The sequence below is a fragment of the Ruegeria sp. HKCCD9138 genome (assembly GCF_057220975.1).
The window spans coordinates 1-18668 of the sequence record NZ_JBWVAZ010000015.1; the positions used below are offsets into that span (position 1 = coordinate 1).

General features: G+C 55.4%; 14 protein-coding genes. 4 read left to right on the forward strand and 10 right to left on the reverse strand.

What is annotated here, in order from left to right; translation table 11 throughout:
• Positions 1–128: 128 nt before the first annotated feature.
• The 6 genes from AC2TEL_RS19660 to AC2TEL_RS19685 form a co-directional block, all read right to left on the reverse strand.
• The gene (locus AC2TEL_RS19660) at positions 129–542 is read right to left on the reverse strand and encodes an Imm63 family immunity protein (RefSeq protein ID WP_480906374.1); all 414 of its coding nucleotides are present in this window, start codon (positions 540–542) and stop codon (positions 129–131) included.
• A 35-nt stretch (positions 543–577) separates the two neighbouring features.
• Positions 578–844, reverse strand: coding sequence for a hypothetical protein (locus AC2TEL_RS19665; RefSeq protein WP_480844653.1), 267 nt, complete (start codon positions 842–844; stop codon positions 578–580).
• Positions 845–853: 9 nt separating this feature from the next.
• Positions 854–7111, reverse strand: coding sequence for a two-partner secretion domain-containing protein (locus AC2TEL_RS19670; RefSeq protein ID WP_480906377.1), 6258 nt, complete (start codon positions 7109–7111; stop codon positions 854–856).
• A gap of 42 nt (positions 7112–7153) precedes the next feature.
• A complete protein-coding gene (locus tag AC2TEL_RS19675; RefSeq protein WP_480906381.1) occupies positions 7154–8878 on the reverse strand; it encodes a ShlB/FhaC/HecB family hemolysin secretion/activation protein in 1725 nt (574 codons plus the stop codon).
• A complete protein-coding gene (locus AC2TEL_RS19680) occupies positions 8878–9399 on the reverse strand; it encodes an invasion associated locus B family protein (RefSeq protein WP_480906384.1) in 522 nt (173 codons plus the stop codon). Before AC2TEL_RS19680 ends, AC2TEL_RS19675 begins: the two co-directional genes overlap by 1 nt.
• Positions 9400–9812: 413 nt before the next feature.
• Positions 9813–10625, reverse strand: a complete 813-nt coding sequence (locus AC2TEL_RS19685; protein ID WP_480906385.1) for a tetratricopeptide repeat protein — start codon at positions 10623–10625, stop codon at positions 9813–9815.
• A 1193-nt stretch (positions 10626–11818) separates the two neighbouring features.
• On the opposite strand from AC2TEL_RS19685, the gene AC2TEL_RS19690 reads away from it, so the two are divergent.
• Genes AC2TEL_RS19690 through AC2TEL_RS19705 form a run of 4 tightly spaced genes read left to right on the forward strand, consistent with a single transcriptional unit; the run spans position 11819 to position 13917 of the window.
• Positions 11819–12250 carry a c-type cytochrome gene (locus AC2TEL_RS19690; protein WP_480906388.1) on the forward strand — a complete coding sequence of 144 codons (432 nt, stop codon included), beginning with the start codon at positions 11819–11821 and terminating at the stop codon, positions 12248–12250.
• 10 nt (positions 12251–12260) lie between these two features.
• Positions 12261–12602, forward strand: a complete 342-nt coding sequence (locus AC2TEL_RS19695; RefSeq protein ID WP_480906391.1) for a copper resistance CopC family protein — start codon at positions 12261–12263, stop codon at positions 12600–12602.
• Positions 12599–13471 (forward strand): copper resistance D family protein, encoded by an 873-nt coding sequence (locus tag AC2TEL_RS19700; protein WP_480906393.1) that lies wholly within the window; start codon positions 12599–12601, stop codon positions 13469–13471. Before AC2TEL_RS19695 ends, AC2TEL_RS19700 begins: the two co-directional genes overlap by 4 nt.
• 11 nt (positions 13472–13482) lie before the next feature.
• Entirely contained in the window at positions 13483–13917 is a 435-nt protein-coding gene (locus tag AC2TEL_RS19705) for a c-type cytochrome (RefSeq protein WP_480906395.1), read from the forward strand.
• 308 nt (positions 13918–14225) lie between these two features.
• Here AC2TEL_RS19705 and AC2TEL_RS19710 read toward each other — a convergent pair whose 3' ends face one another.
• Genes AC2TEL_RS19710 through AC2TEL_RS19725 form a run of 4 tightly spaced genes read right to left on the reverse strand, consistent with a single transcriptional unit; the run spans position 14226 to position 18667 of the window.
• Positions 14226–15206 (reverse strand): D-2-hydroxyacid dehydrogenase family protein, encoded by a 981-nt coding sequence (locus AC2TEL_RS19710; RefSeq protein WP_480906398.1) that lies wholly within the window; start codon positions 15204–15206, stop codon positions 14226–14228.
• Positions 15203–15439, reverse strand: coding sequence for a hypothetical protein (locus AC2TEL_RS19715; RefSeq protein WP_480844361.1), 237 nt, complete (start codon positions 15437–15439; stop codon positions 15203–15205). The genes AC2TEL_RS19710 and AC2TEL_RS19715 overlap by 4 nt, the downstream gene beginning before the upstream one ends.
• A gap of 50 nt (positions 15440–15489) precedes the next feature.
• Positions 15490–16578: a 4-oxalomesaconate tautomerase gene (locus tag AC2TEL_RS19720; protein ID WP_480906401.1), complete on the reverse strand. Its 1089-nt coding sequence runs from the start codon at positions 16576–16578 to the stop codon at positions 15490–15492.
• A 58-nt stretch (positions 16579–16636) separates the two neighbouring features.
• Positions 16637–18667 (reverse strand): tripartite tricarboxylate transporter permease, encoded by a 2031-nt coding sequence (locus AC2TEL_RS19725; protein ID WP_480906405.1) that lies wholly within the window; start codon positions 18665–18667, stop codon positions 16637–16639.
• Position 18668 lies beyond the last annotated feature (1 nt).

An 18668-nucleotide genomic window follows, 5' to 3' on the forward strand; every position in this document is an offset into this window, starting at 1 on the left:
TGGTCCTCCGTTTCCTAAACATAACGGTGGACCAGTTCAGTTGGGGAGGCTCACACAGTTTGCACCTTTCATGAAAAAAACTCAGCCCCCGATAGGGGCTGTTTGGGTGAATTTCTTCGAAGGAAGAATTAAGTTCTCTCGTCATTGAAAGGGTGTTCAGCGAGGATGTTTTCGATTTCATCCTTTAGAAGGCTATACCAAGCTGATGAGAGCTTTTTTATCAACTCCAACTGCTTGCGGAACAGAATCCTACGGGTGCCTTGGCAGCCGTCACGATGTCGCAATTCATATTCTTGTGCCAATTGCGATGTGATCGAGCAAAATATCCAATACAGAAGTTGATCGAGGCTCTGCGTGGTCTTCTCAGCGAACACATTGCCCCGCTCTTCGTAGACAAGTCGAAATTGATCTCCCTGGATTTCTATATGTGGCCGGCCGTCCTGCGGCGACGTAGAAAAAACCGTAGTGCACGATTTAGGTGCGTCAATTTTTGAGGCCAGATCCCATACCTTCTGCTGAATGAAATTGATTGAAACGCCCACTATAGTTCACCTCTCTTGACCTCGCGCATTCTCGCTCACGATTTCGAAAGGTTCTCAGCTAGTTCACATGCACGATCAAAATTCTCGTTGAGGGTCTCAGTATCGTGTCTGTTATCATATAACATCCTGAAGTCATTCAGTAGATGGTTGCCAATTTTAGCATATCCATTTCTATCCTCATTTTGCAGGATATTGATAGATTTTGCCAAACCTTTGTAAATTGTGGCGCGTTTTGCCTGGGCGATTTCTGCCTGAATTCTTACCAGAAGCCCCAAAAGCTCCTCTTCTCTCTCACTTCGCATTACATCACCTCAATTGAACTGCTCGGGATATGCGGATTTGAACTCATCAAGCGTATAGGTTTTGCCAGTCTTTCCGTCGCGCACAGATTTAATCCAAGCGTCCGGATAATCCCGAGGCAACAGTACTTGATCAGCACCACCTCGATATTTGGGATTTGTCGATCCAACGGGCTGTGGGGCTACTCGACCAATATGAATTTGAGTACCTTCGGGAATTACGATCACTGCTTCAAACTGAGTACTATTCCACTTCGGGTACACCGCTGTTTCTTCGCGCCCCAGATTTCGTTCAGTTCCTGCAAATCCACCATTGGCTTTTGCTTGATCTGCACCCCCGCCAAATTTTCGATAAACTGGTGTATCCACAGTAGTCCTTACAGTAGCATACTGGCCATCTTTAAAGGTTTTTGCGATGCCTGCCGGCAATGGAACATGTTCGGCAATTGCAATCTTGTCATCAATTTTTGTTGAAAATGCTCTGCTCGAGCCTCCCTGCAGGCCCGCCGCTCCACGTGTCAAACCTGCATCAATGAACCCACCGACGACTGCTAGGGTCGCATCAATGGCACGATCTGTTACAAATTCTCCAAGCGCCGCTTCATATGCTTCAGGGTATTCTGCAATCAGTTCCGCAGTGCCTGTGAACTCTGCCCATACTTCTAGTTTTTGTTTGCCATTGGGCGCTTCGGCAAGCCCTTCTTCGCCGTACTTTTGAACTGCATTTTGAAGTCTTTGATAAAGATTTGGCCCTTCTAGTGCAGAAAACGGATTGGTAGTAGATGGATTTACCAAACCAAGTTTCACGTATGCATCTTTTACGGCGGAAACGCAGGCTGGGCTGGATTGGTTTGCGGTACATGCATCACGCAGCTGTTCGTCTCGTTGCTGGTCTACCCCTTCAAGGTGCGTGATTGTTTTCTCCAAATCAGCGATTTCCTGATCGGAACATTCAGCGGTAGACTGACAATCCTCCAGTTCACGCTTGCTACCGACCAGCAAGGACGCTTCTGTGTGTGACAGATAGTTGTTCAAGGCTGCGGATTGCGCGACCGCCGCTGCGGAAGCTACGTTTTCAGCATTGCCCCCAGATGCGAGCAGGCCTGCGACGGCACCAAATAGCTCCGCACGTTTTTGAATCTCATAGTCTGACAGCCCTGCGAGCGCAGGATCCGTACCTACAAAAATACTCTGCGCAATTCCACCAGCCGCACCCGCTGCACAGTCCGCACCGGTGGCTTCGGCGGCGGCACAACCCGCGAGCGCATGAAGTAGCATATGACCTGCTGAGCCTTCACCACCGTTGATGGGGTTGCCATTCACGTCAGTGAACAACCCACCGATTTCAAACTGGGCATCTGCCAGCGCAAGGTTTGTGACTGTCTGTACAAGGCTTGCCGAGAAACCATCCGCGAAGTCAGTCCCATAGACGGCTGAACTCAGACCGGAGGAAATTGAGCCGTCCAACGCCCCTTCCAGAATGCCGGCCACCGTGAGTTGTGGACCTTGCGGATTACCAAGACCACTAATCAAGGCGTCATTCAGGGGGCTGCTCTCAGGGATGTTAAGATTGATGCCCGAGGTCAGACCAGCAGATACACCGGAGAATGTGGCCGCTTCCAGAATCGCGCCCAGATCGAGATCTCCGGCTACGACACCATCCAACGTTTCGACGAGTGCTGTTGAAGTGAACGCATTGGCTCCATTGGAGACGGCTACCGAGGTCAGGTTTGGCAGCAACTCACCGACCAGCTGAGGCGCGACATACGCCGCCACCACAATTGACACCAACGCCTTGAACGCGGGCGAGAGTTGGGTCTTCTCTTCATAGAAATATTCATCCGCCAGTTCCTGGCTGATCAGTTCCAGCCCGTCGATGGCCAGAAGTTCCTCTGGGTAGAGATCTTGCGGGTTGGGCGCATCAACACCTGCGGTTTGATACAGCACCAACTCAGCATCGCCACCGATGTCGAAACTCATGCCTTGCCCGGCAAGCAATTCGGTCAGAACGGCTGTTTCGGTAAAGCTAGTCTCGGTGATCGTGGTCATGGCGACCAGACCCATGTCGGTCTCGAAGAACTCGGAACGGTGACTGTCGATGGCGGCCTGCACCGAGAAATCGCCCCCGGTTGTGATATTCAGGTTCTGGCCGGCAGACAGTGTCGCGCCGACAAGCGTTGTGTCCGTGCCCGAAACGACGCTCAGATCCAGGGCCGCCAGTGCATCGGTTCCGGTATTGATGTGATCGACCGTGTGCAACTGGCTGGACTTGATCAGCAATCCGCCAAGGTAGCTTTTCTCTTTGGTATGCGTCTCTTCAAACACATCGGTGTAGGTGCCGACGAGGATGTTGCCCTCGGTCGCAGTGAGGTTGATATCACCAGCAGCACTGGCGAGCTCTGTCCCAGCTGTGGTCAGGTCACCTGTCTCAGCGATAACATCGATGTCACCGCCAGCGGTGATCCCGGCACCCCGGTTGGTGACGGCAAGCGTGGACCGTGTTTCCTTTTTCTTCGACAGGAACCCACTGCTGGTTTTGCGGGTTTCTGATTTGGCGATGTCTTGCGCGGCAGCCAGAACTACATCGCCAGCCGCTGCCAGATGTGCCTTTCCGCCCGCATCAATCTGTGTACCGACCAGTACCGCGTCTCCGCCCGCGTTGGCGATGAAGTCCCCACCAGTAGACAGTTGCGTAACCTGGGCGGTCAGGGTCAGGCGATCCGTCCCGTTCTTCGCATCGCCTTCACTGTATTGCACGCCGGATTGCTCGGCGAGCAGGTAGAGACTGCCGCCTGCCGTCAGCCGCGTGTCCCCTGTGACCTGCGCCTGAACACCGGCCAGTGTCATGTCAGCAGAGGAGATGATCGACAGGTCACCACCCACGTCAAAGCGCGAGGCAAGATTATCGGTGATCCGGGTGACGCTTGTGTTGGTGTAGTATTCTTCTGTCCGCGCCAGACCTTCGATAGTGACGTTGCCAGCCGCAAATATCGAGGTGTCAGAGCTGGATCTGATCACCAGCGCTTTGCCCGTGAAATCCCCGCCTGTGATGATGTCGACCAGATCGCCGCCGAGTTCCGTGTCTTCGAATGCAATGTTCCCGAAAGATGTCAGAGACAGTGAGCCACTCTCGGCAATCAGCGAACCGCCAGAACCGGTAATCTGGCCGGCAACGATTGTCAGATCACCGCTGTCTGACGTGTTGGCTTTGTCCAGAGAAGCGAGCAAGCCTGTATCTGACAAGCCGAACCGGTCGCCAAAGCCGTTGAAGCCCGTTCCCGGACCCTGAACTGCATCTCTACCTTCATATGAGGTTCCGTCGCCCGGATATCCATTCCACTCGGCTGGTCGGTTGATATTCTGAAACAGCTCGTCCTGAATTTGCAGACGATCCAGAAAATAGTCGGAAGATATGAAGTCTTCGTAAGAGACTGGGATTGTACCGAAATTGGTCCGACCCTCTCCAATCAAATTATCCAGACTGGCCAGTTCCTGAAGCTCTGGTTGAACCGGTGTCAAAGACGACCCAGAGACAACCAATTCAGGCAGTGGCGCGCTTGTCACGACGGAATTATCACGCGGCGCAACAACGCTCGTGGTTCCGGATCTGATGTCGCCATTCGCCACGACCGATGCGCTGCTGATGTTGACAGCGCCACCCGCCAGTATTTGGCCAATCTCCGATGTTGCCCCGTTGGAGGTCTCGCGCGAGACTGGTGAATAGGACACTCTTTCTGTTCGTGTGTAAAAGGTGGCGTCGCTACCGCCGCTGCCCTCGTTGATCTCTGTCGTCACGCTTCTTGTATAGGTCGCTGTATGGGTGACCTTGGTGTCGTGGTAACCGTTGTTTGCAAAGCTTGAGCTTTGGATCTCGATTCCTGCATCAGCAGAAATCAATCCAGCGTCGTTGCGTACATTATCCGCCTGAATGGCAATTCCAGCGCCCGAAAGAACTTCGGGCCTATCCCCCGAAGCAGCAACAGAAGTACCTGTGCTCCAGGTCACGCCACCACGACCGGAACCATAAACCGTTGCACAACTTGAACTGCTAGGAGTGGGCGAATTGCTTCTGGAGCTGGTGTAACAGCTTTCCAATTCCAGATCGGCCGGGTTCGTCGAAACCCTTCGGCTGGCTGTCTTATTGTCCGGGGTTCCCGCAAATATCTCAACACCCGACTGTGAGGGCTGTGTCACAATGCTGTCGAAACGGTTGTCAAAAGTCTCTGCTTCAATAGCCAGGCCCCCATCTGCTTCAATGCGCCCGGACTGGTTGAGAACCGTGCCATCGCGGGCGACCAGCTGCATTGTGTCACCGGACTTCAGCAGACCGCCGCGGTTGCTCAGATCAGAACCACTGCGCAGTTGAAGAGCGCCACTCGCCTTTATCGTGCCGCGGTTTTCCAGATCACCACCAAGATCGAGCAGGAGATCTCCGTCAAACTCCACCCGTTCTGATTCACTGACAGAAATTCCACCGGTGTCCAACGTGACTGCAAGCCCATCACCTGCGCGCAGTTGATCAAAATGTGACGCATTCAGCCCGCCATTCAGCGAACCTGATTGAAACTCGAGAACGGATTGCCCCACCGCCAGCGCATCTGCGCCAAGCGTGGTTACCCCTGAAACCGTAACTTGTGTATTGTGCGCGTTCACGATCCCATTGAGGTCGAGATCCCCTGCTGTCACCGAAAGATCAGCTTGTTGCCCGGCAATCAGATCGCCATCGATGATCGCCTGATCCTGAGCTGTCACCGACAGGCTTTCGACAGCAGCGATCTGGGATTCGTCGCTTGTCCGGATCTCGTCACCGGTTACGGTGACAGATTGCCCCCGTGACGATCCCGTGTGAGTAACCGACCCGTCTGTGGCCTCAATGGTCAGCTCTTCAAGCGCCTGAGCCTGACCTTCAATCTGAGCGTCATCACCGTTGAGAGCCACAGACTCCGCAACAAGTTCCGAACTTGCACCTGTTACAAGCTCGGTTCCGGCCGTCAGAGAAGCCGTCTCAAGGGCGGCCGCCTTGCCATCGAAGGTCAGTTGCGTCAGCGCATCAACATCGATGGACTGTGCAAAGACCTCAGAGTTGCTGTCCAGCACCGCAGAGGCACCGGTTGATGCAGCCGCAAACGCTTCGCGCGCGACAATTGCGCCGGAGATGTTCAGCATCCCCGCGCTTTCCAGACGGATTGCACCGCCCGCTGCCTGACCGTTGAAGGTCAGGTCGCCATTGCTGGTTCTGATGTCGATCAGATCACCGCTCTCGGAGGTGATCGCACCTTCCAGAAGGATCGGACCCTGGTTGCGGACCTGGACGCGCCCGCCCGCACGGATCTGCGGTGTATGACCAGCATCAGGAGCGCCCAGCGTAAGCTGCCCATCAGCCCGCAGCGCAATGTTGGTTGAGGACGCCATATCCCCGTTCAGACGCACGCCCACGCCATTTTCGGTGGCAATCAAACGGATTGCGTTGGCATACATGCCACCAAGAGCGGCGACGTCCACAGCCAATGCGGGGGCAGCCCCTTCACCGGCCTGCTCGGTGATCCCGGTAACCGCGCCCGTTTCCGGATCGTAAGACCAGTTATAGTCCACCTGGTTGGCACCAGCGACGACATTAAGTTGATCCGCTCGCATCTTGCCGTAAATCGCGGCCGCTCGTGCAATCACATCGACTCGGCTGGTGTCGGTCAGACCTATCCGGTTTTCCGGGTTCAGACCTCCGGCCCCGATTGTAACCGTGCCCCGGCGTACGTCGAACCCGGTGAGCGCACCATTGCCAGCAAATTGCGGCTTACCAGTTGTCAGCGTCGCACGACCCGTGTTGATGAAACCGCAGCCGTTGCAGGTGATGCCAAACTCGTTGGCGACCACCACATCCATGCGCTTTCCAGCCACTTCCAGAATGCCGCCCAGCTGGGTCTGATTCCCGCCAACAACCTCACCGATCCAAAGATTGGCCTCTTGTCCCGGTGTCAAGTTGCCGTTGCCTTCAATCACACCGCCAAGCTGCGTATTGGTGATCGTGGCCGAGTTATTCAGGATCAGATCATCTGCCTGAAAGTCGGTGTAGACATCGTGACTGACGCCTGCGCCATTTGGGGTCGAGATGTTAATGACCGTTGTGCCGTTTAGCGACTGGTCGACATGTGGGCGCGGACCAGTGTTCGGGCCGACAGGCTGGATGTTCTGCGCATGAAGCAAAGCAGGTTGTATTGTCAACGCAAGCGTCAGGACCGAAGAAACGACTTTCTCGAAAACACGACTACGCATGGTTACGACTTCCCAAATTACTTTGCTCAACAAAACGCTTCATCAGAACTGCAACCTCAGACTGAGATACCCAACAGTCTTGTCGGATTCGAAGGCTGGATTGGTGTTGGGTGGGGACTCGTCAGGTCGGCTCAAAGCGTGCGCCACCTGCATTTGCAAGGTAACCTTATTGTTCATGATGATATCGGCACCCAGGCTGATACCGGCCAGGTGATCCTGAGACCAGCGGCGCAAGGCAGAGGGTTTGACATACCCGAAATCGAGGCCCGCATTCATGCGCACTTCAAATCTTGGCGCTTTGTAGGCACCCAATTCGACTGTGTTGCGGAGATAGATTCCTGTATCGCCATAGAGGCTGTTGTCGTGAAAGCCGCGAACCGTGCTCCAGCCGCCAATGCCGAACTGCTCAATGCCAGGTAGGACATCGTCCGAGTATTGCCCGGCCAGTGTACCCCGATAGGTAAGCCCGCTTTTTCCAAGCGGAGAAGAGAAATCAGCGCGGATCTTCACAAGACGGAATTCCTGATCGATGACGCTGAGTTCAGGAATGTCTGCCCCTAGTGCATCAAGCCCGGCTTTCACACCTATGTTCCAGAACAGCCGACCCTGCCCGATGGTGCTTTCGCCCCGAAGGCCAAGCGAGGCAACTGTGAGGCGCTGGCGCTGACTGGTGATCTCGATATCGTTGATCGAGGTTTTAGTTCTGTTCAGCTTCAGATCACCGTAGGCATAGACCTTCGATGTCTGGTTCCGCATCAACAGGCGCTCAGTCAGCAGGATCAGGTACTGGCTGCGTCCTTCTGTGACAAAGGATTGGTTGATGCCTTGGGTGATGAAGCGATAGTCGCTCGCTCCAAAATCCGCATTGAACAGCCAGTTGCCTACCGGCAAGCCCCAGTTGACAGAAACAGAATCCGAATAGCGCTCCCCGCGCTCCTCAAATGGAGTGGTGGTGATTCCGATCCGCAGCTGGTCATTGAGGTTTAACCCGTTATCGAGTCCAAATGTGCTGGTGCCTTTGATCCGGCCTGTGGACTCAAAACCGGAATTGTCGAATTGGAAATCCAAGTACCATGGGCGTCGGTCTTGCACGTCAACCTGAATGAAGGACCCGCCAGGTGTTTCTCCGGGCACGAGCTGGAACTGGCCGCTGGCCGACCGGGGTGCGTTGATGTTCTCCAGCCCCTGTTCCAGATCGCGCAGGTTCAGAAGGTCACCACGTGCAGTCGGGAAGGCCGTATAAAGACGCGCATCCGCTGGCTTGCCGGTGCCGTAGACATAGCCTTCGATGCGGCCCGGCACGATGGTGATAGCCAGAGACCCGTCTGCAATGTCCTGTTCCGGCACATAAGCACGGGTCGTGATGAACCCCAGCTCCTGATAGAATGTGTTGATCAGGTTCAATGTCTGCGCGATGTCGGCTGCTGTCGCACAGGTGCCAATCAGATCGCGATAGCCTTCGGGCTCACGTTTGAATGCCTCAAAACCTTCGAGGTCAATACTGCGGATCTCAAAGCAGGGGCCACCCGGGGGAGGAACATAGAGCTCCTCTCCAGCGGCTTGGTCCTGTACCACATTCTCACGTTCTTCGAACTCCCGGCGGCGTTGTTCCTGTTCTTCCGTCTGCTGAGTTTGCTGCTGAAGAATTTCGTTGCCGATGCGCTGCAAGTCACCAGGTGATACGCCTTGCGCTGAAACGGCTGCTGCCGTCGGCAGGATCGCCCAGAGACCAAGTGCTGTGGTTAGGGAGAGAGACCGCAAACCCATCAGTTGTCCCCCGCCGTTCTGAAACGATTGTATGCAGCAGTGAACCCGCGCAGCGACACCGGGAAATCAATGGCCTTGTCGCGGGCTGTCCAAACTCGGGCCTTGACTTCCAGTCCCCTCCGGAATGCCGCCAGGACATCGCCGTTCATCCGAAACCCCGCGTGGCAGCCAAGCTGATCGCAGACCTCGTACAAGACTTTGAAGGGACGGCGTTTGTCCACGTGCAACTCGATGCCCGGAGCCAGATAGACGCCAACAGGAACCGTTATGACTGCATAGCTTTGGTCCGTGTCTTCATCGGCAGACACGCTCAGCAGAAATACTGGCGGGCCATTTTCTTCGGCGGCAACGCTCTGTATCATCTGGCAGGCGACATCCTGTTCCACCGGTTGGCACAATACCCGCCAGTCCGAAAACACCTCGTCCGCAGACGGGGGCTCAACCTCTTGCGCCAAAGCCGCTGACTGGAAGAGAGCGATACCTATGCTGATGGCCAGCGGGTATAGAGAACTGCTCCTCATGTGCACTCAAACCTGTAGGTCATACGAACATGAGGTGTGTTCACCGGAAAACTTGCTGTTTGGACCAATTGGCCAATGGCCGGGTTCCACGTCTTTTGTGTGTATGTGGTCTGTTTGTCGAACGGGGCCGAGACGGTTTGGGACATGATGGTCGCTTGTCCCGCGCAAATCTCGTTGAATGCGTTCTGGCTGAATTTATCCTGCTGAGCGGCATGGTTTGCGCGCACTTCTATGGAGGCCTTATAGCCGCCATCGCTCGCGGGGGTAACGCTGTATATCTCTTTCAGGCGATCAGGCGATGTACCTAAACACCCGCTCAGGAGACACATAACAGCAACCGTGAGAAAAAGAGGGTTTTTCATAACAGATGAACCAATCTGAACCGACGAGAACTCGAAGACCTAAAAACGCTACTACTGCGTAGCCTGATCCAGCGGCGTTGCTTCCCAGTTGCGGGCAAAGCTCTGTGCTGCCTCCAGATCATCACGATCCAGCTCTGCGTTCAGCGCATCTCGCAGGGTACGGGCCTCTTCCATACCGCGTGCCGACGCCAGGTTGGCGTAGCTGTGTGCCTTGACGAGATTCTGATCTACGCCGTTGCCTGATTGATAGGCTTTGGCTATCTCAAAGAGCCCCAAAGGGTTGCCAGCCCCCCCGGTGCGCGAGAAATTCTCGAACGCGGTCTCGTAGCTCTGCGTTACACCTGTGCCATCACGATAGGCCTGACCCAGATAGTTGATTGCGGCCACGTGGTTTTGGTTTGCGGCTTGCTGCCAGAATGCCACCGCCCTGGCCGCATCCTGTTCCACACCTTGTCCATTTGCGAATAGCAACCCGCAGTTGAATGCGCTGTTGGCATCTCCAGACTCAGCTGCCGCACAAATCAACTCCGCAGCGCGTTGATAATCCTGCAAGACAAGTTCACCGTTCAGGTACATCAAACCGAGCCGGTTCTGCGCTAACGCACTGCCCTGATCAGCTGCCGCGCTATAGAGCTCGACAGCGCGGCGCATGTCGCGCTCAGTTCCCAGACCCATCTCAAACAGGCGCCCGATGAAGAACGCACCATCTGCATCACCATCGTCAAAACCAGCCTGAAACTCCTCGACTGCGCCCGAAACATTACCAGCTTCAAGGGCAGCAATACCCGCAGGAACGTCGGCATATGCGGCACACGCGATAGATGCAAAAACTGCTCCGCCAAAAGCGGTTCTCAAAATACCCATTCCGTAACCTTTTGTTTATTTTATTAGCTTCTCGCTAACAAAGCTCACAGCACACGTTAAGGGGGAAAATCATATCGAACTTCACTAAAAAGTTATGCGCCTTTGGTCTGTGACCGCAATGTGGCAATTCGCGTCGATTGAAGAGGTGCATGGCCTGTTTGGCGCCACATTTGTATCCATGAAAACAAAATGTCTGAGCTTTTTAACTTTACCGAACTGACCCGGGAGACAGGTGATCCAGCTTCAGAGCTGCTAAACGACGAATCGGTTTCCGAAAAAGTTACTTCGCAAGTGTAATGCGGTTATTGGGGCGGGTTTTGGCACTGCACTGCCAGCACCGAAACGTGAGGGCTGTTGAACCACTAAGAGGCTGGATGCATCCAATCTCCGCCTCAAGTCCGAAGTTGGTTGATAGGTCGGCTTTTTACCTCTATCGGAATGGTATCTGCTACGCACAACGAACAGCACAACTACAGCAACAACAAGCAGTATCAGAACTTCCACAGGATCGGACCTTGTAAATAGTTTGGTTCAAAACACATGCAGAGAAGCCCACAGCCGCACTGCACGTTATGGTTGATATCGGTGTGACCGATCGGTTTTATCTAGTGGAAAGTGATTTACATCACGTTCTCAACGTCCGCCGTGGACCCAAGGTATATCTGATCGCGTCAAAATACCTAGGATGCCTACGTTGTCACGGGCGCTCCTGTGCAGTAGCGTCCAGCACCATGGTAATTCGGCGATACCCATTTGTGCTATTGGTTAGCTTTCTGGTCATCCTGACCGGTATAGCTGGCGTTGCTCACGCGGTATCAATTGGTTGCGTTGGCATTCATTGTGAGGAACACAGGGAACCTGCTGAACACTCTGCGTTAGCAACGAACAGCGGTGATGTCTCGGTTTCTAGTCATCATCATGGCCCGGAGAGTTCAGGAACCGGAGAATGCAATCCCTTTGTCTGCCAAGCAATTGTATTGCTCGCCCAGAACAGTGAAGCCGAGCAGGGTCAACGTGATATTGACCCAGAGTTCCAGATTAGGGCTCAAGCCAAGCTGAATGAACCAGATAGCCCTTACAGGCCCCCTGACCTTTAAAGCAGTGTAAACCCTTGCGGACCTAAGCGACCTGCCCGTCCGGCTGTTCGCGATGTGTCGCAACACTACCAGCTCCCAAAATGTCAGGACCAATCCATGAAAAAAAGTTACTTACTAGTTGGCGTATGCACCGTCGCTGCCGTCGCCGCTTTCACAATTCTTCGGCCCGGTTCAATCGAAGATGCCGAACCACAGGAGACACTTGAAGGCGATGCTATGGTCGCAATTCAGATGCCGCCCATCGAGGGTAATGCCGCAATCGGCCAGCGTGTCTTTGAGGTCTCCTGCGCCTCCTGCCACGGCGTGAATGCGGTCGGTATAGAAGGCGCAGGGCCGCCTCTGATCCACAAAATATACGAACCCAGCCACCACGCTGATGAAGCCTTTCAGAGGGCGGTTTCACAAGGTGTAAGAAGCCATCATTGGCAGTTTGGCGACATGCCGCCCGTGGAAGGTTTGACGCGAAGTGACGTTGCTATGGTGATCGCGTACATTCGTGAAATTCAACGTGCCAATGGGATAAATTGAGGACAGCACCATGAAAAAGATCGTAACGCTCGCATTCATGGCCGTTCTTCCCAGCGGCATACTGGCGCATTCCAAGGTCGAAGAAACAACCCCTGCAGACGGAGCCACAATAACCACTGTGCCCGCTGAAATTGGCCTCAACTTCTCTAAGGACATCCGGCTGACACGGATAGAAATGGCCCATGATGAACACTCGGCAGTAAGCCTAGATTTGGGCGACCAGACAAGTTTTGGTCAGGAGTTCACGATCCCACTGCCGAGCAATGGAACTGGCACCTATGTCATCGAATGGCGTGGTTTAGGTGAAGACGGCCATGCGATGCAGGGCGAGTTTTCCTTTACCGTGGAATGAGCATGCCAGACATTTGGGGTATTGCCGCAGTCTTCGCAAAGCTGGGGCTCTACATTGGCTTTGCGGGCTCCACCGGGCTTATGATTGTTAGCTGCCTCTATTCCGGCTTTGTCGCACCGATACAACGAGGGGTCATGCGCCAAGCTAGGGCCTTGGCGTGCCTTGCTCTCGCCGCAACGGTAGTTGGCTTCATGCTTCGTGGGGCCGCCTTAACAGGCGAATTTGACGGCATGGTCGATCCAGAGATGCTTGGTCTACTTTGGCAGACATCCGTGGGCGACGTCCTTGCCTACCGCCTTATCGGCGCAGTGATGATCCTTGTAGGACTGTCTGTTCCTCGCTTTGGTCTATGGGTCGCATTGTTGGGTGGCACGGTGGCTTTGTGGTCCTTTGCACAGATCGGGCACGTGCCCGAACTGGAGAGTTTTGGCGTCCAACTCTTGCTCCTGTTGCACCTGCTATGTGTAGCCTTCTGGGTGGGCATCTTTAGCCCGCTGCGGAGTATGGCTCTCATGCCTGAACACCTGACAGATGCTGCTGAACTAGGTCATAGGTTTGGGCAAACTGCTGCATTGGTTGTGCCGGCTTTAATCGTGGTAGGCCTCTGGATGGCTTGGTTGCTCGTCGGCAATCTCCAAGGGCTCTTGTTTACTGGCTACGGGCGGGCACTGTTGCTCAAAGTGTTTCTTGTGGCACTGCTGTTGATCCTCGCCGCTGCCAATAAGCTCCGATTTGTTCCGGCCATGCGAGGTGGAGAGGCTGAGGCAGCGCAACACCTAGCCCGATCCATCGAGCTTGAGGCAATAATCGTACTAGTTGTGCTGGCGACAACGGCGACACTCACGAGCGTGCTAACGCATCCGAGTTAAGGTATGAAGAGATGAACAAACACCTGTATGCACTGGTTTTATGCTGCAGTGGTACAAGCGCCGTTGCAGATCATGAGTTGATAGACAGAGACTTAGCAAATGGGCAGGAACTTTATGCAGTGCACTGTGCCTCATGCCATGGAGTTAATCTGGAAGGCCAACCTAACTGGCAAACACCCGATGATGACGGAGTGTTACCCGCACCACCACATGACGTGACAGGACACACATGGCATCATGATAATCAGCTACTGTTCGAGTACACCAAACTAGGTGGGGCAGATGCTTTGGCAGCACGCGGTATCAAAGACTTCAACAGTGGCATGCCGGGCTTTGAGGGCACCCTGACTAACGAAGATATATGGGACATACTGGGCTACATACGCTCCACTTGGCCTGACGACGTTCAACAAATGCAGGCCAGTCGCAACCTACCGCACGAATAGAAGACAGTAGGTCTAGCACAGGTTTGGAAATGCACAGTTCAACGTAGCAGGTTGTGCACTTCTAAGTGTGGCACTATGGTGAGACACACTGCAAACCAACACACTACAATAGTGTTTACTATCAGTGCATTAGGCGTTCGGCGGCGTTTCCCCTAGGCTCCACCATCTCACATATTGATCCGCTACCCAAGAATCTTCCAAATATGCAGCAGGAGTATCCTTTGGGCTCGAAACCGTTCTTTTGAAATTAATCGACGCAAGAAAGAGCCCATAGCGTGGCTGTACCCATGCGAGACACGCAGCCAACACTACTTTGCGCGGGGCCAGACCTCCGAATTGATCATGTGGATCGGTGCACCTTCGGCAAACGCGTTGACCTGATCAAAGATGTCGGCGAATTGCAGGTCGAACTCGTCCTCGGTGACGAAACCGATATGCGGCGTCGCGATCAGGTTGGGGTGCGAGAGCAGCGGGTCGTTCGGGTCGGTCAGCGGCTCGGAATCGAAGACGTCGATGGCGGCTTTGCCGGGGCGGCCCTTCCTGAGCCCATCCAGCAATGCGCCGGGCTCGATCAGCCCTGCCCGGGATGTATTCACGAAAAGTGATCCGGATTGCATCACGGCAAAATCACCCGCTGTTATGATCCCTTTGGTCTCTGGCTTCAGGCGAACATGAACCGAGACGACATCGCTGCCGGAAAAGAATTCGGCGCGGCTGGGCGCGACGGGTGCGCCATCGGTTCTGGCGCGTGCGCGGCCGTCATCGGAGGACCACCAGGTGACGTTCATGCCAAAGGCTTCGGCGTAACCCGCAACCGCGCGGGCAATACGGCCATAGCCGTAAAGTCCCAGCTGACGCCCACGCAGTGTCTTGCCAACTCCGGCTTGCCAGCGACCTGCCTTGACCGACGCCATTTGTGCAGGCAAGTCCCGCATCCCGGCCATGATCAGTGCCCACGTGAGTTCGGCTGCAGCGAAAGATGGTGTGCCGCCGTGCATATTCGAACAAAGCAGCACATTGTGATCAGAGCAGGCCTGAACGTCCACATGAGGATACACGCTGCGCTGGCTGATCAGGCGCAGGTTGGGCAATTGTTCCAGCAACTCACGGGTCATCTTGGTGCGTTCGCGAAACAGGACCACTGCCTCAGCGTCCTGCAAGCGAGACGCCAATACGGTGGTGTCTTCAACGTGGTCTGTCCAGACTGTCACATCATGGTCGGTGAGTTTGGCAAAACAAGGCAGGCCGCGCAGCGTGTCAAACCAGTCATCCAGAATGTGAACTTTCATCGGCTTTCGATACCCCGCCCGGTTTCCAGTTTTCGAGGTGTGGGAACAAAATGCGGAGCTTCAAGCGCCGACAGTGCATTGCGGACACGTTCGCTTTGATCCAGCAGGTGATTGAATTGCTCATCACAGCCCGCAATCGGTGTCGGATAATCCGCCATGTCCCGTCGCAAAGCTGCCAGTGCCAGCCTGAGTTCCTGTCGCGCGATTTCGAGGCATTCAGAGTAATCGTTCATCGTGATACTCCTTTTTGTATACCTTTGTATACATTATTCTTAAAGCCCGATCAACTCCCGGTCCAGACACTTTCGGGTACATAGATATGCCCATCCGCTAATTTGCGCGCAGTGCGCACCAGGCCCGCCGCGTTCAGGGCAAAGCCGTTTTCGGCGGAAAAATCCACCAGAACGTCGATCGTTCCCGATGCATGTTCCAGCACGACCTCGGCAGGCCCCGTCTCAGCCCGTTGCAACAGCCCATCCGCAACAGTCCCCGGCGTCAGCGCACAAGAGGCCATGCACTGCGCGCCGGTGACCGCCATCGTCGGGTGGGTCTTCCATGGCATGAAATACCTGACAGCGATTGTTCCGCCGTCTCGGGCGGGCGACAGAAGGCCGAATTTCGGGGTTACCGATTGGGACACATCCCCCATCCCCATCCTTTCACCGGCCTCGATCCGAACCGCCTCCATCCGGTCAAAAAACTCGCGATTACCGTCCAGTTCTTCGGCGCTTTCATAGCCCGTCAGACCGAAATCCTCGGCGCGTGCGATGACCATGGGCATGGCAACATCCATGCAGGTCAGCTCGATTCCCTGAACGGTATCGCGCAGGTTCCCCGTCGGTAGAAACGCACCGGTGGATGAGCCTACAACGCCCATGAAACTAAGCTGCACAGGGGCAGCGTGACCCGGAACGCCCGCGATCTCGACGTCGCCTTCATAAGTCAATTGACCGCCCGGTGTCTGTACCTTGGACAGCACCTGTGCGCCCGTGTTGACGGCGCGCACGCAGATTTCCGTCTCATCGCCTTGCGGTTCGATCAGACCCATCTCAATCGCCGCAGGGCCGACCCCGGACAGGATGTTCCCGCAAGTGGGTTTGAAATCGACCAGCTTTTCCTCGACCGAGACCTGAGCGAAGAAATAGTCGATATCCGCCCAGTCATCCTCGCTCGCCGACAGCATTGCCACCTTGGTTGTCACAGCCGCGCCGCCGCCGATGCCGTCGATATTCAACGGATGCCCGGCACCGATTGCAGCAATCAAAACTTCCGCCAAGGTATCCAGATTCTCTGGCAAGTCCGACCTGCGGAAATAGGGACCGCGCGAGGTTCCACCGCGCATGAAGACATAAGGGATTGCCTTCTGGGTCATAGCGCGCCCCTCTCATCGGGTGAAACCAAGGAGGTCGTCGGACCTGTCATGGCGCGGCTCATTTCAGCGGCCATGGCAGGTCCACCATGTCCTGCAGCAGACCCGGCGGGAAATCCCGGTTCAGCGCGCCCGCCATGATGCACATGAAGCCGATGCCACAGGCGGTCAGGATCAGGGTCATTTGCCAGCTTGACCCGGCACGAATGCGGAAGAAAGCGATCAAGAACCCGATCAGGGCAAGGATGAAACCAACGACCCACGTGGCCGCAATCAAGCTGGCGAACCACGCCAGTGTGGACCAGAGGCCATGAGGTGCGTTGGCATCTTCACCAGCGATTTCCTTGTCGGCAAAGATCGCATCACCCTCGGGCCGCCGCATCATCTGGATCAGCAAAACGACACAGCAAAACAGCGAGACACTGCCGATCACAAGCGGGATGATCTTGTCTGTCATGTTGTAGTCGGGGATCATGTTGGCGTTGACCAGGGCAACGATCAGATAAGCCATGATCACCAGCAGGAAGACCAGCGGCGCGCGTTTGTTTCCCGCCTGCACGTCGCCTTCGGCCATGATCATCTTGGCCTGTCGAATGCCGAGAATAACTGAAACAACCGTGACCACGATCAAAATTATTACGATCGGGCTGAAGACGTATTCCATGCCTTCGCCAAAGCTCTTGCGGAACCGGAACGAGGCGATCTGGAAGGCTTGGTTGGTGAACTTCTCAACCGGGTTCGACAGCACGAAGCCGATCAGGAAGGCCGGGCGCGACCAGTCGAAACGGCGCAGGAAGATGCCGATCAGGCCGATGACAAACAGGGCCAGAAGGTCTTCAAAGTTCTGACCGGACTGGAATGCCGCGAAGCTGATCAGCATGAACAGAAACGGCGCCAGATAAGTGAAGCGGATTGTTGTCAGTTTGGCGATCCCACCCGAGGCTGCGATACACAGGATGGTGCCCACCACGTTGGCAAGAGCTAGCAACCAGACAATCGAATAGGTGATGTCGAGATTGTCCTTGAGCATACTCGGGCCGACCTCGATATCCCCCGACCCCAGCAGCGCCACCGCGCCGATGAAGATCGCCATCGAACCAGATCCGGGGATGCCAAACAGCAGGGTTGGCACCAGCCCGCCGCCCTCCTTGGCGTTGTTCGAGCTTTCCGGCCCGATGACGCCACGCACTTCGCCCTTGCCGAAGTTGCTCTTGTCCTTGGTGGATTGAACCGAGTGGCCGTAGGCGATCCAGTCGACGACTGACCCCCCGAGACCGGGAATGACGCCAACGACCACCCCGATGATCGAACAGCGGACCGACAGCCAGATATTCGCCGCCCAGTCCTTGACACCGTCCAGCCATCCGGCCCCCAGCGAGGCCCCCTTGGCAATCGATCGGTCTTGCCGCAGCAGGGAGACGATTTCCGGGACAGCAAAGATGCCCAAGCCGACGATCACCAGTTTCAGGCCATCCGTCAGATAGGGAATGTCATAGGTCGCCATGCGCAGCGACCCGCCCGCATCCGCCTCGCCTATTGTACCGACCATTAGGCCAAGACCTGCGGCGGCTACGCCCTTTAGCGGGATACGCCCGGCCAGAATGGCGACCATCGACAGGCCGAGAATGGTGATCATCAACATTTCCGGCAGGCCAAAGGCCAGAACGATCGGTCGCGCCACCAGGATGAACATCGTCAGGAAAGTCGCGCCGACCAGTCCACCGAACAGCGACGACGCAAAGGCCGCGGACAATGCCCGCGCGGCCTCACCTTTTTTGGCCATCGGAAAGCCGTCCAGCACAGTCGCCTGCGAGGCGGAACTGCCAGGAATGCCCATCAGAACCGAGGCAAAGGTGTCAGAGGTCGGCACAACAGCGACCATTCCGATCATCAGCGCCAGACCCAGGATCGGGTCCATTCCGAACATGAAAGGCAGCAACAGGGACAGGCCGGCAATGCCGCCCAGCCCCGGAAAGACACCAACGGCCAACCCCATGACTACGCCGAGCACAAGATAGCCCAAAACGATGGGTTGCAGGATCAAGCCCCACGCATCACCAAACGCAGGAAGAGCTGTGGCGAAAACCTCCATA

Excerpts from the sequence above, each read along its gene's own strand:
- AC2TEL_RS19665 (WP_480844653.1), bottom strand. The coding sequence starts at position 844 with ATGCGAAGTGAGAGAGAAGAGGAGCTTTTGGGGCTTCTGGTAAGAATT.
- AC2TEL_RS19670 (WP_480906377.1), bottom strand. The coding sequence starts at position 7,111 with ATGCGTAGTCGTGTTTTCGAGAAAGTCGTTTCTTCGGTCCTGACGCTT.
- AC2TEL_RS19675 (WP_480906381.1), bottom strand. The coding sequence starts at position 8,878 with ATGGGTTTGCGGTCTCTCTCCCTAACCACAGCACTTGGTCTCTGGGCG.
- AC2TEL_RS19680 (WP_480906384.1), bottom strand. The coding sequence starts at position 9,399 with ATGAGGAGCAGTTCTCTATACCCGCTGGCCATCAGCATAGGTATCGCT.
- AC2TEL_RS19685 (WP_480906385.1), bottom strand. The coding sequence starts at position 10,625 with ATGGGTATTTTGAGAACCGCTTTTGGCGGAGCAGTTTTTGCATCTATC.
- AC2TEL_RS19690 (WP_480906388.1), top strand. The coding sequence starts at position 11,819 with ATGAAAAAAAGTTACTTACTAGTTGGCGTATGCACCGTCGCTGCCGTC.
- AC2TEL_RS19695 (WP_480906391.1), top strand. The coding sequence starts at position 12,261 with ATGAAAAAGATCGTAACGCTCGCATTCATGGCCGTTCTTCCCAGCGGC.
- AC2TEL_RS19700 (WP_480906393.1), top strand. The coding sequence starts at position 12,599 with ATGAGCATGCCAGACATTTGGGGTATTGCCGCAGTCTTCGCAAAGCTG.
- AC2TEL_RS19705 (WP_480906395.1), top strand. The coding sequence starts at position 13,483 with ATGAACAAACACCTGTATGCACTGGTTTTATGCTGCAGTGGTACAAGC.
- AC2TEL_RS19710 (WP_480906398.1), bottom strand. The coding sequence starts at position 15,206 with ATGAAAGTTCACATTCTGGATGACTGGTTTGACACGCTGCGCGGCCTG.
- AC2TEL_RS19715 (WP_480844361.1), bottom strand. The coding sequence starts at position 15,439 with ATGAACGATTACTCTGAATGCCTCGAAATCGCGCGACAGGAACTCAGG.
- AC2TEL_RS19720 (WP_480906401.1), bottom strand. The coding sequence starts at position 16,578 with ATGACCCAGAAGGCAATCCCTTATGTCTTCATGCGCGGTGGAACCTCG.
- AC2TEL_RS19725 (WP_480906405.1), bottom strand. The coding sequence starts at position 18,667 with ATGGAGGTTTTCGCCACAGCTCTTCCTGCGTTTGGTGATGCGTGGGGC.